Below are 22,790 nucleotides of genomic sequence, written 5' to 3'. Positions count from 1 at the left end.
TACTATTATAGCACCGAAGAAGTGACTCTAAAAGGGATGAGGGAATGAAGTTAGAAAGTATTAAAAAAGAAGATGGAACAAATGTTGTTTCACCCTCTTACTCGTTCCGCTACGCTTCAGGCGGACGCTTTCCGGACGGAGGTTGCTGAGCCTCCTCAAGCTTCGCTTTGCGGGGTCTCAGCTTCCCTCTAATCGTCCCGGAGTCGCCGCCTTCCGCTTCGCTGCACTTTTATTTCACCAAAATGATGTGTAGCTTAATACAATATCTTTCTCGTTCAGCAGTTTAGTTAGTTTTAATGATAATATGCGCAAAACGATTAAGAGGGCAGGACTCATTGTCCTACCCTCTCAAAAATATTACTCTTTATCTTCCCCGCCATCATCACTCTGATGAACGCGTTCAAGGACCATTGCATAGGTATCGTTGCCGTAGTTGAGACAGCGTTTTACGCGTGAAATGGTTGCGGTGCTTGCACCGGTTTGTGTTTCGATTTTATGATAGGTATTCCCTTCACGCAGCATACGTGCTACTTCAAGGCGCTGAGCAAGAGATTGTATTTCATTAATTGTGCACAAGTCATCAAAGAATCGGTAGGCTTCGTCTTTGTCTTTAAGCGAAAGAACGGCTTCACATAGCTGGTCCAGTTCCTTCCCTCTTAACTTATCGATTTGCATCAGACAGTTACAGCTCCTTTTAAAAGTATTGCAAGAGCAAACGTGTGCTCAGCTAAAAATAGGACTCTTTTACATTTTAACGCATTATCGTTGGAAAGAGTACCGTTTTCTTTTTCACATCATAGATTCCACGCTGCGTCACTCTTAAATATGGTAAGTGAGTGGAGCAAAGGAATAGCAAAGTATAAACCGGATCATCAAACGCATATCCGCATTCCTTCAGCACACTGCGCAGTTTCTTTTCTTCTTTCATTATTATTTCCATCGGCTGATCAGACATGACACCGCCCAGCGGCAGAGGAATCTCATGCAGCAGTTCCCCCTGATCAATCAGCACTATGCCGCCACCCATTTCCTTCATTCTCTTAAATGCATCAAGCAGATCTTTTTTACTTTTACCAATCAGTAAAATGTCTCCTGTACTTGAAAATGAGGAAGCAAGTCCGCCAAGATTATTAGCAAATCCTTTAATTAGCGTACAGATCTTCCACTCACCGTAGCGGTCAACAAGCATTAGGAAGCTTTCATCATTATCGCGCGGAAGCTCATTTACACCCGCATCAATGGAAACTGAGTAAGGTTTCGTAATCACATTGTTTACCATATCGATCCCACACGGCATTGAAAATTGCAGATCATCTGCCTCAAGCTCCCAGTCAATTTTAAGCGGATTAATCTCTGACCAGTCCGGAGTAAAGGCCGGTTCCTGTTCTACTCCATCTTTTAAAATCCATTCACCTTTTGACATCACTGATTCTGGTACCGGGTTTAAAGGATCACTCAATATATTTAATGTAGCAAGGCGACCGGTTGCAATCATTCCCTGCATATAATCAAGCCGGTAATACTTCGCAACAGCATAGGAAGCCATATGGTAAGCTTCAATTGGCTCTACACCCTCGTCAATCGCTATCCTGACCAACTGATCCATGACGCCGTTTTCATAAAAGGATGGACTTGATCCATCTGTTGTCATCATCAGTGAATCGAATGAATGGAGGTTCCGCTCCTTTAATTCACTGATCAGCTTCGGAAGATCCGGTCTGATCGAAGAATGTCTGAGCGTTACAGCCAGCCCCTGCTCAAGGCGCTTCCATACATCATCCCCTGACATTGACTCATGATCTCCTGTTACACCCAGCAATGACATTTTTGCAATCGTCTTCTCCGAAGCACCAGGCAAATGACCTTCAACTCTCTTATAGCGCAGCCTTGCCTCCTGCACCCAGCTCAGTAACAGGTCATCTCCCCCTGCAAGTTTAGGCCACGAAGTAAGTTCACCAGCCAGTAATACACTTGGATCATCAAGCCATGACAGGACTTCTCCATTTGTAAAAACTTCTTCTTCTTCACGAAGCTCTGTCTGTGAATCCAGCCTGCTCCACCAATAATAAGTGAGTGGTGACGTTTTAAACTGCTGCATAAAAGGAAGCGCTTTCTTTTTGTCACATAATAAAAGGAGCATTAAATTGTCCTGAATAAAAGTCGTTGTCCCACGCTTTGCTGCATATTCTCCAAAGCTGTGTGGATTATAGAGCTGAAAAGGATGAACATGGGGTTCAATATAACCTGGCACAATCCACTTATCCTCTAGATAAAGCACTTCAGTTCCATTCAGACTTTCAGGCATGTCGCTCCCTGTATAAATAATTCTATCCTGATATATCCATACGTTCCCTTTCACCCACTGATGAAGGGTTGAGTTCAAATAATTCGTATCTGCAAGTACAAGATCAGGTGATTTTGTCCCTTCCAAGATGGAAGTATGGTCTCTTAAATGACTGATCTTCCACGGGAATCTCTGTCCCACTCTCATCACTCCAATAGTTCCTCTAAAAGTTTCATTAAGCTTACCATATTTTACGCGTCACCGCACAAAAGAATTGTGACTTTTTCTTAAACTTGTGCACAAGTGAACATTATCTTAACAAAATACATTTTTTCCTAATAATAATGTTAGAAAATATTTTTTTATAAAGTAATACATAATGATAATTTGTATTTAGATGGAAACTCTATGTTATATGTATTTGCAGGCAACTGATAAGAATATTCAGAAAAAATGTTTTTACACAGTCAGTTAATAGTGGTCTTTTTTTATTTGTATGATATTATTTAGATAACAATATTTTAAGCAAAGAGAGTGATTGTTATGATCGGAGACCGCGTTAAAGCTTTACGAAAAGAAAAGAAAATGTCGCTGACTGAACTCGCTGATCAGGCAGGCGTTGCTAAATCATATATCAGCTCTCTCGAGAGAAATCTTCAACAGAATCCATCTATTCAATTTTTAGAAAAAATCGCACCAGTGCTTGGTGTGACGGTCAACTCTCTGCTCGATCCCGATAGTGACGAAATAAATGTTGACAGCGAATGGGTAAACCTTGCAAAAACAGCAATGGAATCAGGTATTTCTAAGGAACAGTTTAAAGAGTTTATTGAATTTAATAAATGGAGAATCAACCAAAAATAGCCTGTGCAGCATAATTGCTTTGCACAGGCTATTTTATAGATTAATGTATGTCTTACCCAACAACTAAATCATTCCTCCTCCAATTGGTAGAACCTGCTCCTTCCAGGAAATCTCTAATATCCTCCATCGGAATTCCTGCTTGTACAGCCTCCTCAATCAGCGCCATCCATTCTACGTCCACTTCGTTTTTACGACCCATTTACATTCCCCTCCTAAAATACTTTCTACAGTACTTCAGGCGGCTCAGCCGTCATAGCTCCCCTGTCTCTTTATTGGCCTTAGACCCGTAAGCTTTGCGTCCCACCCTTTCAGATGGTTTGCCTTTTTCTGTTCTCTCAAAGCGATTGCAGCATCTGGGATCTTTCCGGGACTTAAAGTTTGAGTTTAGGTATAATTTCTGTTATGAACTTATATTATCACTAGGATAGTAGCAAATAAATAGTCCTATTTACCTAAATATTCTGACTTTTTCAACATTAAATTTATGTTACAATATTACGTTTGTTTTATTTTGCCGAATGCTGGTAAGCAGATTGACGAAAATGCTGATTCAGTTCGTAATAAGAGATTGCTCTGAGAGATGGATATGTAGTAAGGTCTTCACCGCATACCGGACAAATCCAGTTTTCTCTAGTGCTGCTGCTATAAGATGACCTCATACATTTAGGACATTCTTTTCGTACCATTTCATCCCCCCCGTTGTTCTTTATAGAGAATTACCGTACCCTCATTATATGTCAGAACTGGGGAATCACAAGTATGAAAATTGCTTTATACAGGTACAAAAAGAATGTTTTTCTCCTAAATACTCTCACTTACTCCAAATTGAATATATTTACGGAAAATTCTAACTTCTATTTAATGCTTTATTGCCAATATCTTTTCTATAGAAAAAGTGACTTGCATCAACATGGTTAAGCGCATCATATACCTGATCCCGCGCTGCTTCAACATTTTTTCCAGAACCCGCTGCAAGAAGCACTCTTCCTCCATCAGCCACAATTTGTGAATCTACTTTTTTTGTGCCTGCATGGTAGAAAAATGTCTCTGCATTCAAAATAGATTCAACAGAATGTCCCTTTTCATAGGATCCCGGGTAGCCTTCTGATGCGAGCACTACACCAACAACTGTATGATCGCTCCATTTTACTTCTTCAGTTTTATCCTCTAAAAGATTCAGTAACAGCTGTGCAAGGTCAGATTTCATTCTGTGCAGAACCACCTGTGTTTCCGGGTCTCCAAAACGCGCATTGAATTCAATCACTTTAGGACCGTCCTCAGTCAGAATCAATCCAGCATATAATACACCTGTAAAAGGAGTCCCTTCTTTTATCATTGCCTGTACAACCGGCTTGATAATTTCATTCATCGCTTTGTCTTCAGTTGCTGATGGCAGATGGGCAACTGGGGAATAAGCACCCATTCCACCTGTGTTCGGTCCTTTATCATTGTCATAGGCCCGTTTATGATCCTGCGCAAGTGCAAGTGGAATAATCGTTTCTTCATTCACAAGACACATAAATGAAAATTCTTCACCATCCAGAAAATCCTCTACAACAATTTTTGCAGATGATGCACCGAAGCGATTGTGTTCAAGCATACCTTCAGCGGCTTCGAGCGCTTCGGCTTCTGTCATTGCTACAACAACCCCTTTACCAGCTGCAAGACCATCAGCTTTAATGACAATTGGAGCTCCCTTTTTCTTTATGTAATCAGATGCTTCCTGAAAGCTTGTGAACGTTTCATAACCTGCTGTAGGAATACTGTACTTTTTCATCAGCTCTTTTGCGAATGCTTTACTGCCTTCAATTGCAGAGGCTTCTTGAGTCGGACCAAACACTTTCAGCCCCTCTGCTAAAAACAGATCCGTCAGACCTTCAGCAAGCGGCTGCTCCGGACCGATTACAGTGAGTGCGATGTCATTTTCCTTTGCAAAAGATACCAATGCATGCTGATCTGTTTCTTCTATATCCAGACATTCAGCATGTGCTGCGATCCCGGCATTTCCAGGTGCACAGAACACTCTACTGACTGAAGCATCCTGATAAAATTTATAGCAAAGCGCATGCTCGCGTCCTCCGCGTCCAACTACAAGTACATTCATTTGTATTCCTCCTGAAATTATATTTAGCTCTGTTAATGTCGGCTGTGATTTCCGCTTCAGGGGGACGCTTTCCGTGGCCGGGCGGTGAGCCCGCAGGCTTCGCCATGCTCGGTCTCACACGTCCCTTCCTGCCACAGGAGTCGCCCCCTTACGCTCCAATCACAGCTGTGCAATATCAATAATTGTTTTTTATACAAAAGTTTCAAAAAGAGCCGGCCTCAAAAAGAAGCCGGCTAAAAATTTTTTGTAAGCGGCTTTGACATGGACCTCTTACACAAATAGAAAAGTTTCACTCATGCTAATCAATGCTTAAAATGGCGTACACCCGTCATGACCATGGCGATGCCATACTCATCAGCTTTCTTAATGGAATCCTCATCCTTAATCGATCCACCCGTTTGAATAATCGCAGTGATACCGGCTTTAGCAGCCGCTTCAACCGTATCATTCATCGGGAAGAAGGCATCAGAAGCAAGTGCAGCTCCCTGTGCGCGGTCACCTGCCTGTTCAAGCGCAATTTTAGCTGCGCCGACACGGTTCATCTGACCTGCGCCAATTCCAAGCGTCATGTGCTGTTCAGCAACAACAATCGCATTCGACTTAACGTGCTTCACCACCTTCCAGGCAGTTTTCATTGCTGTCCATTCCTCTTCAGTTGGTTCACGCTTTGTAACGACTTTCAGATCTGCATCCTCAAGCGTGTAACGGTCCTGATCCTGAACAAGCAGACCGCCTTCCACTGACGTATAGATATATTCATGCTTTAAGTGACGGTCAAACGGAACAGTCAGCAAGCGGATGTTTTTCTTTTTCGTGAGAATCTCAAGTGCATCCTTTGAAAATGCAGGTGCAATGATGATCTCAAGAAAAATATCAGCGAGCTTTTCAGCCGTTTCCTTATTTACACCTCGGTTAAATGCGACAATCCCGCCAAAAATTGACGTTGAGTCTGCCTCAAATGCTCTCTGAAAAGCTTCCTGAGGGCTGTCACCGGTTCCGACACCGCATGGATTCATATGCTTCACTGCAACAGCTGCTGCCTGATCAAAGTCCTTCACGATCTGAAGTGCTGCATCTGCATCTTTAATATTGTTATAGGAAAGCTCTTTCCCGTGGTGCTGACGCGCATGAGCAATTGAGAACTCAGAACCGAGCGGGTTGCGGTAGAATGCTGCTTTCTGGTGCGGGTTTTCACCGTAGCGAAGATCCTGCTTACGCTCATAAGTAACCGTAATTCTCTCAGGGTTTTCCTCCCCTGATTCCTGCGTTAAATATTGTGCGATATACGCATCATAAGCTGCTGTGTGTCTGAACACTTTTGCAGCGAGACGCTTTTTAAGCTCAGGTGAAACACCACCTGCTTTTAATTCCTCAATGACCATTTCATAATCCTCTGAATCAACAACAACCGTTAAGTATGCGTGGTTTTTAGCAGCTGCACGCAGCATGGTCGGCCCGCCGATATCAATGTTTTCAACAGCATCTTCAAATGAAACATTCGGCTTTGCAATTGTCTGCTGGAATGGATACAGATTCACACAGACGAGATCAATCGCTTCAATTCCCTGCTCCTGAAGCTGACGCTGGTGATCAGGTTGATCCTGCTTGGCAAGCAGTCCGCCGTGAATAGATGGATGAAGAGTTTTCACACGTCCCTCTAAAATTTCAGGAAAACCCGTTACTTCATCGACACCTTTTACTTTAACTCCATTATCAGCAAGCAGTGTTTTTGTTCCGCCTGTTGACAGGATCTCATAGCCGAGTGTTTGCAGCTGTTCCGCAAATTCTACGATGCCTGCTTTTTCAGATACACTGATTAATGCACGTTTAGTCATTTTGTTTCCTCCAATGCTTCAGCAAATAGCTGGTTAAGTGTTTCAGGGTAAAGGCGGTGTTCAATGCCGTGAATCACCTTTTCAACCTCTTCTCTTTCCCATCCGTCAGGAATTTTAAATGGTTCCTGTACGATCACAGGACCGGTGTCCATTCCTTCATCCACATAATGAATTGTCACACCGGTTACTTTCATACCGCTGTCGATTGCCTGTCCGAGTGCATCCTTCCCCGGGAAAGCAGGAAGCAATGATGGATGAATATTGACAATACGTTTTGGATAGGCCTGAAGAAGGACTGAACCGATGAGTCTCATGTACCCTGCTAATACCAGCCATTCTACTTCTTTTTCATGAAGCATTTCAAGGATTGCTGTCTCATATTCAGCTTTTGACGAAAAGTCTTTCGGGTTCAGTGCACAGACGTCAATGCCTAACGCTTCTGCACGATTGACTGCAAACGCGCCAGGCTTGTCTGTTACAAGTAAAACGAGTGAAGCCTTTAATCTGCCGTCACGGACTGCCTGTGCGATTGCTTCAAAGTTACTTCCATTTCCTGATGCAAATACAGCAAATTTGATCTCACTCATAGATTGTTACCTTCTTTCCGCTTTCAGCTGTCACACGGCCGATCTCAAAGCTTTCTTCACCTTCATCAGCAAGTTTTCTCTGAACCGCTGCTGCATAATCAGGTCGGACTGCAAATACAAAACCGATTCCCATATTAAACACGCTGAACATTTCCTGATCTGAAAACTCTCCTGCTTTTTGTATGAGATCGAACACCGGAAGCACCGGCCAGCTGTTATTCATCACTTCAATCGATGTACCTTCTGGCAGCATACGCGGGAGGTTTTCATAGAATCCGCCACCGGTGATATGCGCCATACCTGTGACCTCACCAGCTGCGAGCGCTGTTTTTACTGCTTTTGGGTACAGACGGGTCGGTGTCAGAAGCACTTCACCAAGTGTGTGTTCAAAGCCATCCGGACGATCAGTCAGCTGCATTTGCTGCTGTTCAAGAAGGACTTTGCGGACCAATGAAAAGCCATTACTGTGAATTCCACTGGATGGCAGTCCAATTAATACATCTCCAGGCTTGATTGCTTCACCTGTAATGAGCTTGCTCTTTTCAGCTGCACCTACTGCAAATCCAGCCATATCGTATTCATCCTCTTCATACATTCCCGGCATTTCAGCAGTTTCACCGCCAATTAAAGCGCAGCCTGAATCCACACATGCATCCGCGATTCCTTTTACCAGCTGCTCAATCTTTTCAGGCTCAGCTTTACCGACTGCAAGGTAATCAAGGAAATACAACGGCTCTGCACCTTGTGCGGCAATATCATTTACGCACATTGCCACACAGTCGATGCCGATTGTGTCGTGCTTGTCCATGGCAAATGCAAGCTTCAGCTTTGTACCGACGCCGTCTGTTCCTGAGATCAGTACTGGTTCTTTGTAGTTCAGTGCCGACAGATCGAACATGCCGCCAAATCCGCCGAATGCGCCCATGATGCCTGCGCGTTCTGTGCGCTTAACGTGTTTTTTCATCCGTTCTACTGCTTCGTATCCTGCTTCGATGTTAACTCCGGCCTGTTTGTAGGCATCAGACATGAATGTTCCTCCTTGAATACGCTGTTGGACTTAATAACTTGGCGTACGATCTTCGTTCCAGGCGGACGCTTTCCGCGCGGCCGGCGGTGAGCCTCCTCGTCGCTGCGCGCCTGCGGGGTCTCACCTGTCCGGCTTCTCGCGCTGGAGTCGCCGCCTTCCACTACGATCTACGCTGTGGATCTTAAGAAAACTTCTCCATAAACTCATTGCATTCTATCGTTTATCATATAAATTTCATTTGTATTAATGCGCTAGTTCTTTTTCATAAGGATGAAGTGTATCCGGGTAGATCTCGGTTGGGTACTTTCCTGTAAAGCAGGCCAGGCAGTGTCCACGATTCTCACCTTCATCTTCACGACCAACGGCTTTCACTAGGCCTTCTACACTCAGGAATGATAGTGTATCAGCACCAATCTGCTGGCGGATCTCTTCAACTGAATGCTTAGATGCAATCAGTTCCTCATGACTGCTTGTATCAATGCCATAAAAACACGGATTCTTAATCGGCGGTGAGCTGATCACGACATGTACTTCTGTAGCTCCTGCTTCTTTTAACATTTTTACGATCCGGCGGCTTGTTGTCCCGCGGACGATTGAATCATCAACCATGACAACACGCTTGCCTTCTACTACACCTCTTACCGGTGACAGCTTCATCTTAACGCCCTGCTCACGAAGCTCCTGTGACGGCTGGATAAATGTCCGCCCAATATATCGGTTCTTAATCAGTCCCATTTCATAAGGGATAGACGCTTCCTCAGCATAGCCGATTGCTGCTGATATACTTGAATCCGGAACGCCTGTTACTACGTCAGCTTCAATCGGAAACTCATTTGCAAGCTGTTTGCCTAGTCGCTTTCTTGCTGAGTGAATATTAATTCCGTCAATGTCACTGTCCGGACGTGAGAAATAAATGTATTCCATCGAGCAGATTGCACGGTTTGTCGCATATGAAAAACGCTCTGATCGAATACCTTCATCATTAATAATTAAAAGCTCTCCAGGTTCTACTGAACGGATGACTTCTGCTCCGATAATATCAAATGCACATGTTTCAGATGCCACTGCATAGCCGTCTCCGACTTTAGCAAGTGTCAGGGGTCTTAAACCGTGCGGATCAAGGGCAACCATTAATTCTGTTTCAGTCATAATAACAAATGCATAAGCACCTTTTAACATTGTCAGTGCGTTTTTCACACGCTCTTCAAGTGATGCATACCCGCTTCTTTTAATCAGATGGGCAAGCACTTCTGTATCAGAAGTTGTCTGAAGAATGCTTCCCTGGCGCTCCAGCTGATGCTTCAACTGGTTTGCATTCACCAGATTCCCGTTATGGGCAAGTGTCAGTGTGCCGCTTTGTGAGCGGAAGACGAGTGGCTGAACATTTTCATAACCACCGCCGCCTGCTGTTGCATAACGGACGTGACCAATTGCGCCGTGTCCTTTCAGTTCAGAAAGCATTTCCTGGGTAAATACTTCAGTCACAAGCCCCTCACCTTTGGAAAAAGTTAAATTCTCCCCGTCAGTCGCAGCGATACCCGCTCCCTCCTGACCACGGTGCTGTAAGCTCTGAAGTGCGTAATACGTCATCTGTGCAGCCTGTTCATGGCCCCAGACGCCGAAGACGCCACATTCTTCATTTAATCCTTTTAATTCAGCAAGCATGGGATTGCTCCTCTCCAGCTCTCTTCAAATTTTTCAACCGGCTGGTCAATAAGAGCTGCTCCGTTATGCACAACTTTTAATACTGGCTGTGCTGTCACTTCTCCAATTTTCTTTGCGCCTGTCAGTGCTTCAAAAGCCTGCTGATTTTCAGGCTTCACACTGATTAAAAATCTTGACTGCGTTTCGCTGAAAAGTTCAGTTACTGCAGATCCTTCTGTTTCAGCTGTTACACCAAGGCCTGAGCCGAATGCTGATTCAGCAAGTGCTACTGCCAGCCCGCCTTCAGCAAGGTCATGAGCCGATTGTACAAGCCCCTCTTTAATTGCTGCCAGTACCTTTTCCTGACGATCAAGCTCTGTTGTAAGATCAAGCTCAGGTGCTTTACCTGAAATCTCTCCTGCAGTCAACTTTTGCAGCTCACTGCCGCCAAATTCAGTTTTTGTATCCCCAATCAGATACACAGCATCTCCAGCCTGTTTAAAGCTTTGCGTTGTAATATGTTCAAGGTTTTCAATCAGTCCGACCATGCCGACTACCGGCGTCGGGTAGACTGCTGTTCCGTTCGTTTCGTTATATAGTGATACATTTCCGCCAATGACAGGTGCATTCAGCACCCGGCACGCTTCACTCATACCATCCACGGATTTTTCCATCTGCCAGAAGATCTCCGGCTTGTCAGGGCTTCCGAAGTTCAGGCAATCTGTAATCGCAAGCGGTCGTCCGCCAGAGCAGACAATATTACGTGCAGCTTCTGCCACTGCAATTTTCCCGCCTGTTTCAGGGTCAAGATACAGGTAGCGTGAATTGCAGTCTGTTGTCATCGCAAGCGCCTTTTCAGTGCCGCGGATACGAAGGACTGCTGCATCCGATCCAGGCGTTACAACTGTGTTTGTGCGTACCTGATAGTCATACTGATCATACACCCATTCTTTACTTGCAATCGTTGGCTGCTTCAAAAGTGCATGCAGCGTTTCTTCAACATTTTCAACTTCAGGCTCTGCATTTTCAATCGCCTGGAATTCTCGGTAGTAAGCAGGCTCTTTAGAAGGCTTATGGTACACAGGTGCATCTTCAGCAAGCGCATCAACCGGCACATCTGCTACGACATTTCCTTCATGAACAAGGCGAAGGCGCTTATCGTCTGTTACCGTCCCGACCGCTACTGCATCAAGATCGTACTTATGGAACAGCTCCTGAATTTCCGCTTCACGTCCCTTTTCAATGACGATCAGCATACGCTCCTGTGATTCTGAGAGCATCATTTCATAAGCTGACATACCTGTTTCACGCTGAGGAACAAGGTCAAGATTCATCTCGATACCTGAACCTGCTTTACTTGCCATTTCAGCTGATGAACTTGTCAGACCTGCAGCACCCATATCCTGAATGCCGATCAGCGCATCATTTTTGATCAGTTCAAGGCAGGCTTCAAGCAGCAGCTTTTCCATAAATGGATCCCCTACCTGTACTGCAGGACGCTTTTCATCTGAATCCTCTGTCAATTCTTCAGATGCAAACGTTGCTCCGTGAATCCCGTCGCGGCCCGTTTTAGCGCCAACATACATCACAGTATTGCCGACACCTTTTGCCTGACCTTTCTGGATCTCATCATGATTGATCAGTCCTACGCACATTGCATTGACAAGCGGGTTGCCATCGTAAGATTTGTCAAATTGTACTTCGCCGCCGACTGTCGGAATCCCGATACAGTTTCCATAACCTGCGATTCCTGCCACTACCTGCTCAAATAAGTACCGAACACGAGGAGAATCCAGTTCTCCAAAGCGTAAGGAATTGAGTATCGCAATGGGTCTAGCTCCCATTGAAAATACGTCACGTATAATGCCGCCAACGCCTGTTGCCGCCCCCTGGTAAGGTTCGATGGCAGATGGGTGATTATGACTCTCGATTTTGAATGCCACTGCCTGGCCGTCTCCAATATCAACAATGCCAGCTCCTTCTCCCGGTCCCTGAAGTACCTGTTCACCTGTTACAGGGAATTTCTTTAAAAGAGGCTTTGAATTTTTATAGCTGCAGTGCTCTGACCACATCACTGAAAATAATCCAAGCTCTGTATAGTTAGGCAATCTGCCAAGGATACCCTCTACAAGGTTGAATTCCTCATCAGTCAGACCCATTTCGAGATAGATTTTCTCATCCTTAATTTGCTGCTGTGCCGGTTCAAGCATTAACGACATGAGAGTCCCTCCAGTGTTTTACGATTGATTGAAACAATTTAAGTCCATCTGCACTTCCTAACAGCTCGTCCACTGCGCGTTCAGGGTGAGGCATCATCCCAAGCACATTTCCTTTTTCATTCGTGATCCCTGCAATTGAAAGCAGGCTGCCATTTGGGTTATCTGCATAACGGAAAGCGATCTGACCGTTTGCTTCAAGCTGCTTCAATGTTTCCTTGTCACAGAAATAATTCCCTTCGCCATGTGCGACTGGCACTGTGATCCGCTCATTTTCCTGATAGGCTTGTGTAAATATGGTTTTGTTATTGACAACTTCAAGTTCGACAGGACGGCAGATAAACTTCAGCCCCTGATTACGAAGCATGGCACCCGGCAGCAGTCCTGCTTCAAGCAGAATCTGAAATCCGTTACATACGCCAAGGACAGGCTTACCTGCTTCAGCCGCTTTCACGACCTCACTCATCACATTTGAAAAGCGCGCAATTGACCCTGAACGAAGATAATCTCCATAAGAGAATCCGCCGGGCAGTAATACGCCGTCAAACTGACTCAAGTCAGCTTCATCGTGCCAGACGTATTCAACTTCCTCACCAAGCTCATCTTTTACTGCATGGTACATGTCAATGTCACAGTTTGATCCCGGAAATACAATGACCGCAAACTTCATTGTGTAACTGCCTCCTCCACTTCAAACTCATAGTTCTCAATAACTGTATTTGCGAGCAGCTTCTCGCACATTTCTTTCACTGTTTCTTCAATCGGACGATCAGACGGTTCGATTAACAGCTCAAGGTATTTTCCGATTCGTACATCCTGCACTTCGTGATAATCCATTGCATGAAGTGAATTCTTTACTGCTGTTCCCTGCGGATCAAGTACACTCTCTCTTAACGTTACATGAACTTTAACTTTTATCATGATTTGACGCCTCCCAGTCGGTTTAATACCTTTTCATAAGCTTCTGTCAGACTTCCAAGGTTCCGTCTGAACACATCTTTATCCATCTTCTCACCCGTTTTAATATCCCAAAGCCTGCACGTATCAGGTGAAATCTCATCAGCAAGCAGCACCTGTCCATTTTCATCACGGCCGAATTCAAGCTTGAAATCTATTAAATCAAGACCGATTTCTTTGAAAAATGCAGTCATGACTTCATTTACCTGAAGTCCTTTTTCTTTTAAAAGTGTCAGCTCTTCTGCTGAAGCAAGTCCGAGTACTTCAATGTGATCTTCATTAATGAGCGGATCACCGAGATCATCGTCCTTGTAATACCACTCCACGATTGTTTTCGGAAGCTTTGTTCCCTCATCCAGACCAATCCGCTTCGCAAGCGTTCCTGCTACTGTATTTCTGACAACCACTTCAATTGGAATGATCTCAACTGCCTTCACAAGCTGCTCATGATCAGAAATCTTTTTGATAAAGTGGGACTCAATGCCTTCAGCTTTCAATTTTTCAAAAAGAAGACTGGTGATCAGGTTATTCAGTACGCCTTTACCGGCGATTGTTTCTTTCTTCTCACCATTAAATGCAGTCGCTGAGTCTTTATATTCAATCCATAGAACGTCTTTTTCATCTGTCTGATACAGTCGCTTTGCCTTACCTTCGTAGAGAAGCTGTTCTTTTTTCAATTGGATTTCATCCTTTCGAATGTCGGAATATTGGGATTATTTAATGTGTAAACCGCTGATGTTGCGATGCAGCGGTTTGGGTTTTTACTTTATTTAGGTGACACATTGGGGACGGAGTTTAGTGATTCATTTTTAGAATGATTCTAAAAGTGGAACAGTTAACTCCGTCCCCGCCGCGCCGCTTTACTTAAATCAGGCCGATACGCTTAAACACCGTATCTACGTGCTGCAGGTGGTACGTATAATCAAAGCAGTCTTCGATTTCTGCCGGTGACAGTTTTGAAGTGATTTTTTCTTCTGATTCAACGAGTTCGCGGAAATGGACTTGCTTTTCCCATGCTTCCATTGCTTTTGGCTGAACTGTGTCATATGCTTCTTCACGTGACAGACCTTTGTCGATCAGTGCGAGTAATACGCGCTGTGAGTAGATCAGACCAAGTGTACGGTCCATGTTGCGCTTCATGTTTTCAGGGAATACTGTCAGGTTTTTAACGATGTTACCAAAACGGTTCAGCATGTAATTCAGTGCAATTGTTGCATCCGGCAAAATCACGCGTTCTGCAGATGAGTGTGAGATATCGCGCTCATGCCATAATGGAACATTTTCATATGCGGTCTGCATATATCCTCTGATCAGACGTGCAAGGCCTGTCATGTTTTCAGAGCCGATCGGATTTCGTTTATGCGGCATTGCAGAAGAACCTTTCTGCCCTTTTGCAAAGAACTCTTCCACTTCACGCGTTTCACTCTTTTGCAGGCTTCGGACTTCAACAGCGAACTTTTCAATTGAAGTTGCGATCAGTGCGAGTGTTGCCATGTAATCTGCGTGGCGGTCGCGCTGTAGTGTCTGAGTTGAAACCGGTGCAGGTGTTAAGCCTAGCTTTTCACATACATATGATTCAACGAATGGATCGATATTTGCATAAGTACCAACAGCACCTGACATTTTTCCGAATTCAACGCCATCTGCTGCACGCTTGAAGCGATCAAGGTTACGTTTCATTTCTTCATACCAGAGTGCAAGCTTCAGTCCGAACGTCGTCGGTTCAGCGTGGACACCGTGTGTACGGCCCATCATTACTGTATCTTTATGTTCTTTTGCTTTTTCCGCTAAAATATCAACAAAACGTTCAAGGTCTGCAAGCAGGATTTCATTAGCCTGTCTTAATAGATAAGAAAGTGCCGTATCAACAACGTCTGTTGACGTCAGTCCATAATGTACCCATTTCTTTTCATCACCAAGCGTCTCAGAAACCGCTCTTGTAAATGCCACCACGTCGTGACGCGTTTCTTCTTCAATTGCTTTAATGCGGTCAACATCAAATGATGCGTTCTCACGGATTTTCTTTACATCTTCTTTCGGAATATCACCAAGCTCTGACCATGCTTCACATGCCAGAATTTCAACTTCAAGCCATGCTTCAAAGCGGTTCTGTTCAGTCCAAATCGCACCCATCTCAGGTCGCGTATAACGTTCAATCATCGTTGTGCCTCCTTGACTGCAGGGGTCCAGACGTCTGATGCTTCAATTTCTGTCAGCGTCTTTTCAATATCATCTGTCAGTATTGTGATATGCCCCATTTTCCTGTTAGTTTTCGCTTCGTCTTTCCCATATAAATGAAGTGACCAATGCGGATATTCTGAAATGGCTTTTAAAGCCGGTTCAACATGCTGACCAAGTAAATTGACCATCACAGCCGGTTTTAAAAGGTCTGATGGTGCAAGCGGCCAGTTTGCAATTGATCTGATATGCTGATGAAATTGTGATGAAGAGCTTGCTTCTATTGAATAGTGACTTGAATTATGCGGTCTTGGTGCAAGTTCATTTACATAAAGCTCTCCATTTTTCCCGACAAACATCTCAACTGCGAGCGTTCCAACAAGCTGAAGTTGATCAGCAACCTGTTCAGCCAGCCTGATCGCATCTGCCTTTACCTTTTCACTTACTCTAGCAGGCACAATGGAGGTATGCAGAATCTGATGCTCATGAATATTTTCAGCAATTGGTTGTGTCACGGTTTCACCTGCTTCGTTGCGGTGAATGATCACTGAGATCTCACAGTCAAAATCAACAAAAGCTTCTAATATACATGTACCATTGTTTTGAATCAGCTGTGCTGCTTCTGCAAGATCATCTTCACTCTCAATCTTTACCTGACCCTTACCATCATATCCACCGGTAATTGTCTTCAATAACATCGGAAAAACGAACGTTCCTATCATATCATATAATTGTTGTTCGTTTTCTACGATTTTATAAGAAGCAGTAGGTACATCTGCTTTTGTAAGTGTATCCTTTTCAAACTGACGGTTTTGTGTGATTCTGATGAGTTCAGCACCCTGAGGTACATGTGCTTGTACTGCTAAATGTTTTAAAGATTCATAGTCTATGTTTTCAAATTCGTATGTTATGACGTCACTTAATTCAGCGAGTTCTGCTAGGCCTTTTTCATCATTATAAGCGGTCTGGATCGTGTAATCAGCAACCTGCGCACATGGCCCGTTTTCAGCAGGATCAAGCACTGCGACTCTGAAGCCTGCTTCCTTTGCAGCAAGTGCCATCATTCTGCCAAGCTGACCGCCGCCGATAATGCCGATGACTGCTGGCGGGAGAATCATTTTAGTCATACGAGATCACCACTGCTTTCAAGTACTTTTTCTTCACTCTTCTTTCTCATCTCAGCAATTCTATCAGCCAATTCTTCATCAAATGATGAAAGCATTTGCGCTGCCAGGATACCTGCATTTGCTGCACCGGCATCCCCTATTGCAACTGTCGCAACAGGAACACCAGCTGGCATTTGCGCGATTGATAACAGTGAGTCCAGTCCGTTCAGCGCTTTTGACTGAATGGGTACGCCGATTACTGGCAGGGTGGTTTTCGCTGCTACCATACCAGGCAGATGGGCTGCACCGCCTGCACCTGCAATGATTACTTTGATTCCGCGTGATCTTGCCTGTTCTGCAAATGAAAACATGAGGTCTGGTGTACGATGTGCGCTGACTACCAGCTTTTCATAAGGTACTTTCAGCTCGTCCAGTTTTTCGCATGCTTTTTTCATTGATGGCCAGTCTGACGTACTTCCCATAATGACGCTAACCAGTGCTGACATCCTCTCACTCCATCCGGGTTTATTTCTTTTACAACCGCTGTGGATTTCCGTGGAGGACTTCGCTTTCCTGCCCCCGGGCGGTGAGCCTCCTCATGCTTCGCATTCCGGGGTCTCACCTGTCCCTTCCTGGGGCGGGAGTCTCCGTCCTCCACTCCAATCAACAGCTGAATCTCATAAATTAAAGAAAGGTAAATTTAGTAAGTAAATAAAAAATCAGCAGCTTTTCTTCATTAGTAAAGATGAAGGAAAGCTGCTGACTTATGTCAGGGGGACCTGCAGAATATACGGGTAGCCTGACTCTTTCCCTCATAGTCCTGTCATTTACGGTGCAGGGTAGAAACTTTCGGGCCATATTCCCGATTTTATATGAGGCCGTTCATTCAATTGATTTCGTAATCATCATAACAAGCTGACACCAGAACGTCAACACCAGAAGCGAACATTATATTTTCTGAACATTTCATTGTTCGCTTTTTTGACCTTGAAACCTGATTTTCTGTCTGATTGGCTCCTGTTTTACAGAAGATCCATCTTTTACTTCTTTAAATACCGGTTCTTCCATTCTTCTAACCGGCATATATCCTTCTTTCGCCATTCTGTCGAGACAGTCTCCAATTGACTCGTGCTCCTCAACATCAAACCACTTTTTGCTCATTTTTCTTTTCCTCCTGAGACATTCTTCTTCTCACACTCTTCACCCAGAAGCCGCCGTGAATCGCTTTTGGTTCATATGATATCATAAATGCCTTTGGATCGATCTCTTTAATTCTGTCATAAAGCTTTAATTCATATTTTCTTGGTGTTAAGATCTGCATTGCAAAACGATCTCCTTCGAGACCATTTGCTTCCCAGTCTGTCACCCCATAGCCGAGTTCTCTCAGCTTTCTTGGCAGCTCAAGACCGTTGTCAGTTGTAATCACGTTCACTGTAATGTAACCAAGCGCTAGTTTTTCCTCAATCTTCATTCCAATTATTACCCCGAGGCCATAACCTACTGCATATGCAATCAGGTTTTGAATCTCATTTAAATTATCCAGGACAAGTCCAAGACCTACAACATATATAACGACCTCTACCATGCTGACGCCTGCAGCATAATAGCGGTATCCTTTTAACGTTAAAATCATACGAATGGTAAAAAACGATACATAGAAAATATTGATTGAAAAAATAATCGCTACCATTACTAAGCTGTTTTCAAGCAACTTTATTCTCCTCTTTTCCGATATTTTCAAATCCTAAAAGCAATCCTACTAGCCTTAACTGAAAATGTAAAGGACAATTCGCCTCAAATCATGAACTTTTCATTACTTCGTATGTCTAAGTGATATAATTGTCTTATCATACGTACAGGAGTGAAGATCATGAAAGAGTTATCTATTGGAATTATTGGCCTTGGTGCTATAGGACAGCGGCTGATCCCGTCATTTGAACAACATGAGGGCTTTACCGTTGCAGCAATCAGTGACGTCAATAAAAATTTAATGAAAGAAACTACACAACAGCATCAACTTAAAGCGATTCACTATACAGATGCTGAAGAAATGATTGAATACGGTGCGCTCGATGCCTTATACATAGCTGTTCCACCTAAATTTCATCATCATTATGCACTTCTAGCCGCAAAACGCGGTATCGCCATACTTTGCGAAAAACCGCTTGCCAATTCAATAAAAGAAGCAGAAGAAATGACTGAGGCTGTCAAAGCAGCAAATGTAGTCAATGCAATACACTTTCCACTCCACTACAGTAATGAAGTCGCACGATTAAAAGAAAAGCTTTCAAAGATTGGCGACATCCAGCGAATCGAACTGACAATGCGTTTTGAGACATGGCCGCGTTATTGGCAGCAAAATGAATGGATCGCAAAGCGTGAGCAAGGTGGATTCATTAGAGAGATCACACCACATTTTATTCAATTAACGAACAAATTATTTGGCAAAATCATCATTTCAGCAAATGAAACACTCTACCCAGAAAATGAAGAAGAGAGTGAAACAAGTGTGATTGCACTTGGAACCGCCGGTCATATCCCACTATTACTTAATGGACATAGCGGAATTGGTATGAAAGATGACCTGACTTACAGAATCTATGGCACAAAAGGCATAATATCCCTTGATCAATGGGCTGAACTTAAATATGGTACCCCCGGGCAACAACTTGCACTGATTCAGGAACGCTCAGTTTCAGCTTCCAGCTCACTTTTAACTGCATTTCATCACGCAATTACAACAGGTCAGCCTGCTGATCTCGTGTCATTTGAAGAAGGTACAGCAGTACAAAAGGTATTTGAACAATTGCTATAATAAAAAAGGAGTCTCAGTGAGGCTCCTTTTTTACTGCCTTATATCATTCATCAAGCTTCAAAATTATCCTCTGCACCGGCACGCCACCCATACTTACATTCCTCTCGATAAACAAATAATCCCTTCCGTCGACCTGAAACTTTCCGTTTCCTTTATAATTAACTTCTCTTCCGTCGTCCTCAAGTTTCTTTTTAATCGCTTCAGTGTATTCATTGAAATCGAAATAACGTTTATCAAAATCAATGATAATGTTTCCCTTCTTATAACCCATCAGCCAGTTAAATAAGAGGAAAAGCACAGTACTAATGATCAGGATTGATATAATGATAAACATTTTAACCCCTCCTTATCTATGTATACGACCTTCCAGTAAAATGGTTTCAATCACATTTTCTCAAAGTTGATATAAAAAAAGGGCAAACCCGCTAGGATCTGCCCTTTTGATATCAATTAAATTACTTTCACAAATGCTTCTGCAGCCTTTTGACTGGACTGTGGATTTTGTCCTGTAACAAACTTTCCATCAGTCAGTACATGTTCAGCCCAGTTGCCCTGTGCAACAAAATGTGCACCCTGTTCTTCAAGCTTAGACTGAAGCAGGAACGGCATCAATGAGTCAAGACCCGTCTCTTTTTCTTCTTCATCTGTAAAACCAGTCATCTTCTTATCCTTTACCAAATACGTGCCATCTGACAGCTGTACATCTACAAATCCTGCAGGCCCGTGGCATACTGCACCGATCGCTTTGTTATTTTCAGCGAAATGTGCCAGCGCATCCTGAAGCTGCGGCTCATTTGGCAGGTCAAACATCGTACCATGTCCACCTGGAAGGAAGACTCCATCAAAATTCTCAAATACAACGCTCGATAACTTCTCAGTGTTCTGAAGCTCTGCCTCTGCTTCCTTCCACTCTGAAGGATTTTCACTATCATCTAAGCTGTTTGGGTCAATGGGGATCCCTCCCCCTTTAGGACTCACCACTGTAACCTCATAGCCGTTATTTTTAAATTCCACATAAGGCTCAGCGAATTCAGACAACCATAGTCCCGTCGGATGATCCTTATCAATTTCACTCGTATTCGTTAATACCATTAATACACTTTTACTCATCGTATACATACCACCTTTTTAGTAATGGATGTTATCTTCTTACACTATATTAAAATACCCGTTCACCAGGTCATTAAACGAGTTTAGCTCAATTTAAATATCATCTAGGGTTACCATATACGTGTAATTTTACTTTGTATGATTGGATGCGCATCGGGAACTAAAGCAAGTAACACTGCTTTTATTGGTGGTTAAATTTTCTTTTCTGAAAACTACACCATTAACGGTCGATTCTTTTCATTCTGAATGCGCCTGAGAAACCAGCAACTTAGCCCTTCATTCCGTTAGGATTCTATCCTCTTAAACACAAAAAAGCCTTCCCACTCAGGGGAAGACTCAGTTTGCCTAGCGACGTCCTACTCTCACAGGGGGAAACCCCCAACTACCATCGGCGCTGAAGAGCTTAACTTCCGTGTTCGGCATGGGAACGGGTGTGACCTCTTCGCTGTCATCACTAGACTATAAAGGCTCGCGCCTTCAAAACTGGATACGTTCATCAAAGTAAGGGATTCCCGAGAATCAACCTAGTCCAGTTTCAGCTCCTAGCTTTTCGGCTGCTTCACCCTGCCTGTTTGAGACTGACGTCTCATCCATTCAGGCTTCCACCAGCTCTCAAAGCTGACCAGTCGCTTCCACTTTCTTATATTGGTTAAGTCCTCGATCGATTAGTATTCGTCAGCTGCACATGTCACCATGCTTCCACCTCGAACCTATCTACCTGATCATCTTTCAGGGATCTTACCACTTGCGTGTGGGAAATCTCATCTTGAGGGGGGCTTCATGCTTAGATGCTTTCAGCACTTATCCCGTCCGCACATAGCTACCCAGCGATGCCATTGGCATGACAACTGGTACACCAGCGGTGCGTCCATCCCGGTCCTCTCGTACTAAGGACAGCTCCTCTCAAATTTCCTGCGCCCACGACGGATAGGGACCGAACTGTCTCACGACGTTCTGAACCCAGCTCGCGTACCGCTTTAATGGGCGAACAGCCCAACCCTTGGGACCGACTACAGCCCCAGGATGCGATGAGCCGACATCGAGGTGCCAAACCTCCCCGTCGATGTGGACTCTTGGGGGAGATAAGCCTGTTATCCCCGGGGTAGCTTTTATCCGTTGAGCGATGGCCCTTCCATGCGGAACCACCGGATCACTAAGCCCGTCTTTCGACCCTGCTCGACTTGTAGGTCTCGCAGTCAAGCTCCCTTATGCCTTTACACTCTTCGAATGATTTCCAACCATTCTGAGGGAACCTTTGGGCGCCTCCGTTACTCTTTAGGAGGCGACCGCCCCAGTCAAACTGCCTGCCTGACACTGTCTCCCACCCGGATTACGGGTGCGGGTTAGAAGTTCAACACAGCGGGGGTAGTATCCCACCAATGCCTCCACCGAAGCTGGCGCTCCGGTTTCCAAGGCTCCTACCTATCCTGTACAAGCTGTGCCAAAATTCAATATCAGGCTGCAGTAAAGCTCCACGGGGTCTTTCCGTCCTGTCGCGGGTAACCTGCATCTTCACAGGTACTATAATTTCACCGAGTCTCTCGTTGAGACAGTGCCCAGATCGTTGCACCTTTCGTGCGGGTCGGAACTTACCCGACAAGGAATTTCGCTACCTTAGGACCGTTATAGTTACGGCCGCCGTTTACTGGGGCTTCAATTCGCACCTTCGCTTGCGCTAAGCACTCCTCTTAACCTTCCAGCACCGGGCAGGTGTCAGCCCCTATACTTCACCTTACGGTTTCGCAGAGACCTGTGTTTTTGCTAAACAGTCGCCTGGGCCTATTCACTGCGGCTCTCTCGGGCTTGCACCCTAATAGAGCACCCCTTCTCCCGAAGTTACGGGGTCATTTTGCCGAGTTCCTTAACGAGAGTTCACTCGCTCACCTTAGGATTCTCTCCTCGCCTACCTGTGTCGGTTTGCGGTACGGGCACCTTGCATCTCGCTAGAGGCTTTTCTTGGCAGTGTGGAATCAAAGACTTCGGTACTAATTTCCCTCGTCATCACAGCTCAGCTTACGCGGAAACGGGATTTGCCTCATTTCCTGCCTAACTGCTTAAACACG

The 22,790-nt window shown here is 44.4% G+C and carries 22 protein-coding genes, 2 rRNA genes and 2 riboswitches (1 of these 26 cut by a window edge); of the genes, 2 read left to right on the top strand and 22 right to left on the bottom strand.

Annotated features, from left to right (window positions below):
• Positions 1 to 357: 357 nt before the first annotated feature.
• The gene (locus LG330_RS06025; protein ID WP_404408242.1) at positions 358 to 675 is read right to left on the bottom strand and encodes a YerC/YecD family TrpR-related protein; all 318 of its coding nucleotides are present in this window, start codon (positions 673 to 675) and stop codon (positions 358 to 360) included.
• A gap of 76 nt (positions 676 to 751) precedes the next feature.
• Positions 752 to 2,491 (bottom strand): adenine deaminase C-terminal domain-containing protein, encoded by a 1,740-nt coding sequence (locus LG330_RS06020; RefSeq protein ID WP_404409516.1) that lies wholly within the window; start codon positions 2,489 to 2,491, stop codon positions 752 to 754.
• Positions 2,492 to 2,827: 336 nt separating this feature from the next.
• Between LG330_RS06020 and LG330_RS06015 the strand changes: the two genes are divergently transcribed.
• Positions 2,828 to 3,148 carry a helix-turn-helix domain-containing protein gene (locus tag LG330_RS06015; protein WP_404408240.1) on the top strand — a complete coding sequence of 107 codons (321 nt, stop codon included), beginning with the start codon at positions 2,828 to 2,830 and terminating at the stop codon, positions 3,146 to 3,148.
• Positions 3,149 to 3,200: 52 nt separating this feature from the next.
• On the opposite strand, the gene LG330_RS06010 is transcribed toward LG330_RS06015, so the two are convergent.
• From LG330_RS06010 to LG330_RS05935, 16 genes are all read right to left on the bottom strand, one after another.
• Complete coding sequence (locus LG330_RS06010; protein WP_404408238.1) at positions 3,201 to 3,347, bottom strand: anti-repressor SinI family protein; 147 nt, start codon at positions 3,345 to 3,347, stop codon at positions 3,201 to 3,203.
• Between the two features lie 35 nt (positions 3,348 to 3,382).
• Positions 3,383 to 3,480, bottom strand: a riboswitch (cyclic di-GMP riboswitch).
• 174 nt (positions 3,481 to 3,654) lie between these two features.
• Complete coding sequence (locus LG330_RS06005; protein ID WP_404408236.1) at positions 3,655 to 3,834, bottom strand: hypothetical protein; 180 nt, start codon at positions 3,832 to 3,834, stop codon at positions 3,655 to 3,657.
• Positions 3,835 to 3,995: 161 nt separating this feature from the next.
• A complete protein-coding gene (purD, locus tag LG330_RS06000) occupies positions 3,996 to 5,252 on the bottom strand; it encodes a phosphoribosylamine--glycine ligase (RefSeq protein WP_404408234.1) in 1,257 nt (418 codons plus the stop codon).
• A 302-nt stretch (positions 5,253 to 5,554) separates the two neighbouring features.
• Entirely contained in the window at positions 5,555 to 7,087 is a 1,533-nt protein-coding gene (purH, locus tag LG330_RS05995) for a bifunctional phosphoribosylaminoimidazolecarboxamide formyltransferase/IMP cyclohydrolase (RefSeq protein WP_404408232.1), read from the bottom strand.
• The gene (purN, locus tag LG330_RS05990) at positions 7,084 to 7,674 is read right to left on the bottom strand and encodes a phosphoribosylglycinamide formyltransferase (protein ID WP_404408230.1); all 591 of its coding nucleotides are present in this window, start codon (positions 7,672 to 7,674) and stop codon (positions 7,084 to 7,086) included. The genes purH and purN overlap by 4 nt, the downstream gene beginning before the upstream one ends.
• Positions 7,667 to 8,701: a phosphoribosylformylglycinamidine cyclo-ligase gene (gene purM, locus LG330_RS05985; protein WP_404408228.1), complete on the bottom strand. Its 1,035-nt coding sequence runs from the start codon at positions 8,699 to 8,701 to the stop codon at positions 7,667 to 7,669. Before purM ends, purN begins: the two co-directional genes overlap by 8 nt.
• Positions 8,702 to 8,944: 243 nt before the next feature.
• Positions 8,945 to 10,366 carry an amidophosphoribosyltransferase gene (purF, locus tag LG330_RS05980; protein ID WP_404408227.1) on the bottom strand — a complete coding sequence of 474 codons (1,422 nt, stop codon included), beginning with the start codon at positions 10,364 to 10,366 and terminating at the stop codon, positions 8,945 to 8,947.
• Positions 10,351 to 12,564, bottom strand: coding sequence for a phosphoribosylformylglycinamidine synthase subunit PurL (gene purL / locus LG330_RS05975; protein ID WP_404408226.1), 2,214 nt, complete (start codon positions 12,562 to 12,564; stop codon positions 10,351 to 10,353). Before purL ends, purF begins: the two co-directional genes overlap by 16 nt.
• The gene (purQ, locus tag LG330_RS05970; protein ID WP_404408224.1) at positions 12,548 to 13,231 is read right to left on the bottom strand and encodes a phosphoribosylformylglycinamidine synthase subunit PurQ; all 684 of its coding nucleotides are present in this window, start codon (positions 13,229 to 13,231) and stop codon (positions 12,548 to 12,550) included. Before purQ ends, purL begins: the two co-directional genes overlap by 17 nt.
• Complete coding sequence (gene purS / locus LG330_RS05965) at positions 13,228 to 13,482, bottom strand: phosphoribosylformylglycinamidine synthase subunit PurS (protein ID WP_204730446.1); 255 nt, start codon at positions 13,480 to 13,482, stop codon at positions 13,228 to 13,230. Before purS ends, purQ begins: the two co-directional genes overlap by 4 nt.
• Positions 13,479 to 14,195, bottom strand: coding sequence for a phosphoribosylaminoimidazolesuccinocarboxamide synthase (gene purC / locus LG330_RS05960; protein WP_404408222.1), 717 nt, complete (start codon positions 14,193 to 14,195; stop codon positions 13,479 to 13,481). Before purC ends, purS begins: the two co-directional genes overlap by 4 nt.
• 187 nt (positions 14,196 to 14,382) lie before the next feature.
• Entirely contained in the window at positions 14,383 to 15,678 is a 1,296-nt protein-coding gene (gene purB, locus LG330_RS05955) for an adenylosuccinate lyase (RefSeq protein WP_404408220.1), read from the bottom strand.
• Positions 15,675 to 16,823, bottom strand: coding sequence for a 5-(carboxyamino)imidazole ribonucleotide synthase (gene purK / locus LG330_RS05950; RefSeq protein ID WP_404408219.1), 1,149 nt, complete (start codon positions 16,821 to 16,823; stop codon positions 15,675 to 15,677). Before purK ends, purB begins: the two co-directional genes overlap by 4 nt.
• On the bottom strand, positions 16,820 to 17,308 hold the full coding sequence (gene purE / locus LG330_RS05945; protein ID WP_404408217.1) for a 5-(carboxyamino)imidazole ribonucleotide mutase: 489 nt from the start codon (positions 17,306 to 17,308) through the stop codon (positions 16,820 to 16,822). Before purE ends, purK begins: the two co-directional genes overlap by 4 nt.
• A gap of 289 nt (positions 17,309 to 17,597) precedes the next feature.
• Positions 17,598 to 17,698: riboswitch (purine riboswitch) on the bottom strand.
• A gap of 70 nt (positions 17,699 to 17,768) precedes the next feature.
• Positions 17,769 to 17,963, bottom strand: a complete 195-nt coding sequence (locus tag LG330_RS05940) for an NETI motif-containing protein (protein ID WP_322422470.1) — start codon at positions 17,961 to 17,963, stop codon at positions 17,769 to 17,771.
• Complete coding sequence (locus tag LG330_RS05935; protein WP_404408215.1) at positions 17,944 to 18,513, bottom strand: DUF2179 domain-containing protein; 570 nt, start codon at positions 18,511 to 18,513, stop codon at positions 17,944 to 17,946. Before LG330_RS05935 ends, LG330_RS05940 begins: the two co-directional genes overlap by 20 nt.
• A 159-nt stretch (positions 18,514 to 18,672) precedes the next feature.
• Between LG330_RS05935 and LG330_RS05930 the strand changes: the two genes are divergently transcribed.
• A complete protein-coding gene (locus LG330_RS05930; RefSeq protein ID WP_404408214.1) occupies positions 18,673 to 19,617 on the top strand; it encodes a Gfo/Idh/MocA family protein in 945 nt (314 codons plus the stop codon).
• Between the two features lie 43 nt (positions 19,618 to 19,660).
• On the opposite strand, the gene LG330_RS05925 is transcribed toward LG330_RS05930, so the two are convergent.
• From LG330_RS05925 to LG330_RS05910, 4 genes are all read right to left on the bottom strand, one after another.
• Complete coding sequence (locus tag LG330_RS05925; RefSeq protein WP_404408212.1) at positions 19,661 to 19,951, bottom strand: hypothetical protein; 291 nt, start codon at positions 19,949 to 19,951, stop codon at positions 19,661 to 19,663.
• Positions 19,952 to 20,067: 116 nt separating this feature from the next.
• Positions 20,068 to 20,727: a type 1 glutamine amidotransferase domain-containing protein gene (locus LG330_RS05920; protein ID WP_404408210.1), complete on the bottom strand. Its 660-nt coding sequence runs from the start codon at positions 20,725 to 20,727 to the stop codon at positions 20,068 to 20,070.
• 343 nt (positions 20,728 to 21,070) lie between these two features.
• Positions 21,071 to 21,186 (bottom strand): 5S ribosomal RNA (gene rrf, locus LG330_RS05915).
• 186 nt (positions 21,187 to 21,372) lie between these two features.
• A 23S ribosomal RNA gene (locus LG330_RS05910) occupies positions 21,373 to 22,790 on the bottom strand; it runs 1,509 nt beyond the window's last position.

This window comes from Jeotgalibacillus malaysiensis (genome assembly GCF_044789845.1).
In the GTDB taxonomy this organism is placed as follows: Bacteria; Bacillota; Bacilli; order Bacillales; family Jeotgalibacillaceae; genus Jeotgalibacillus; species Jeotgalibacillus malaysiensis_A.
This window is presented reverse-complemented; position numbering and strand designations above follow the sequence as displayed.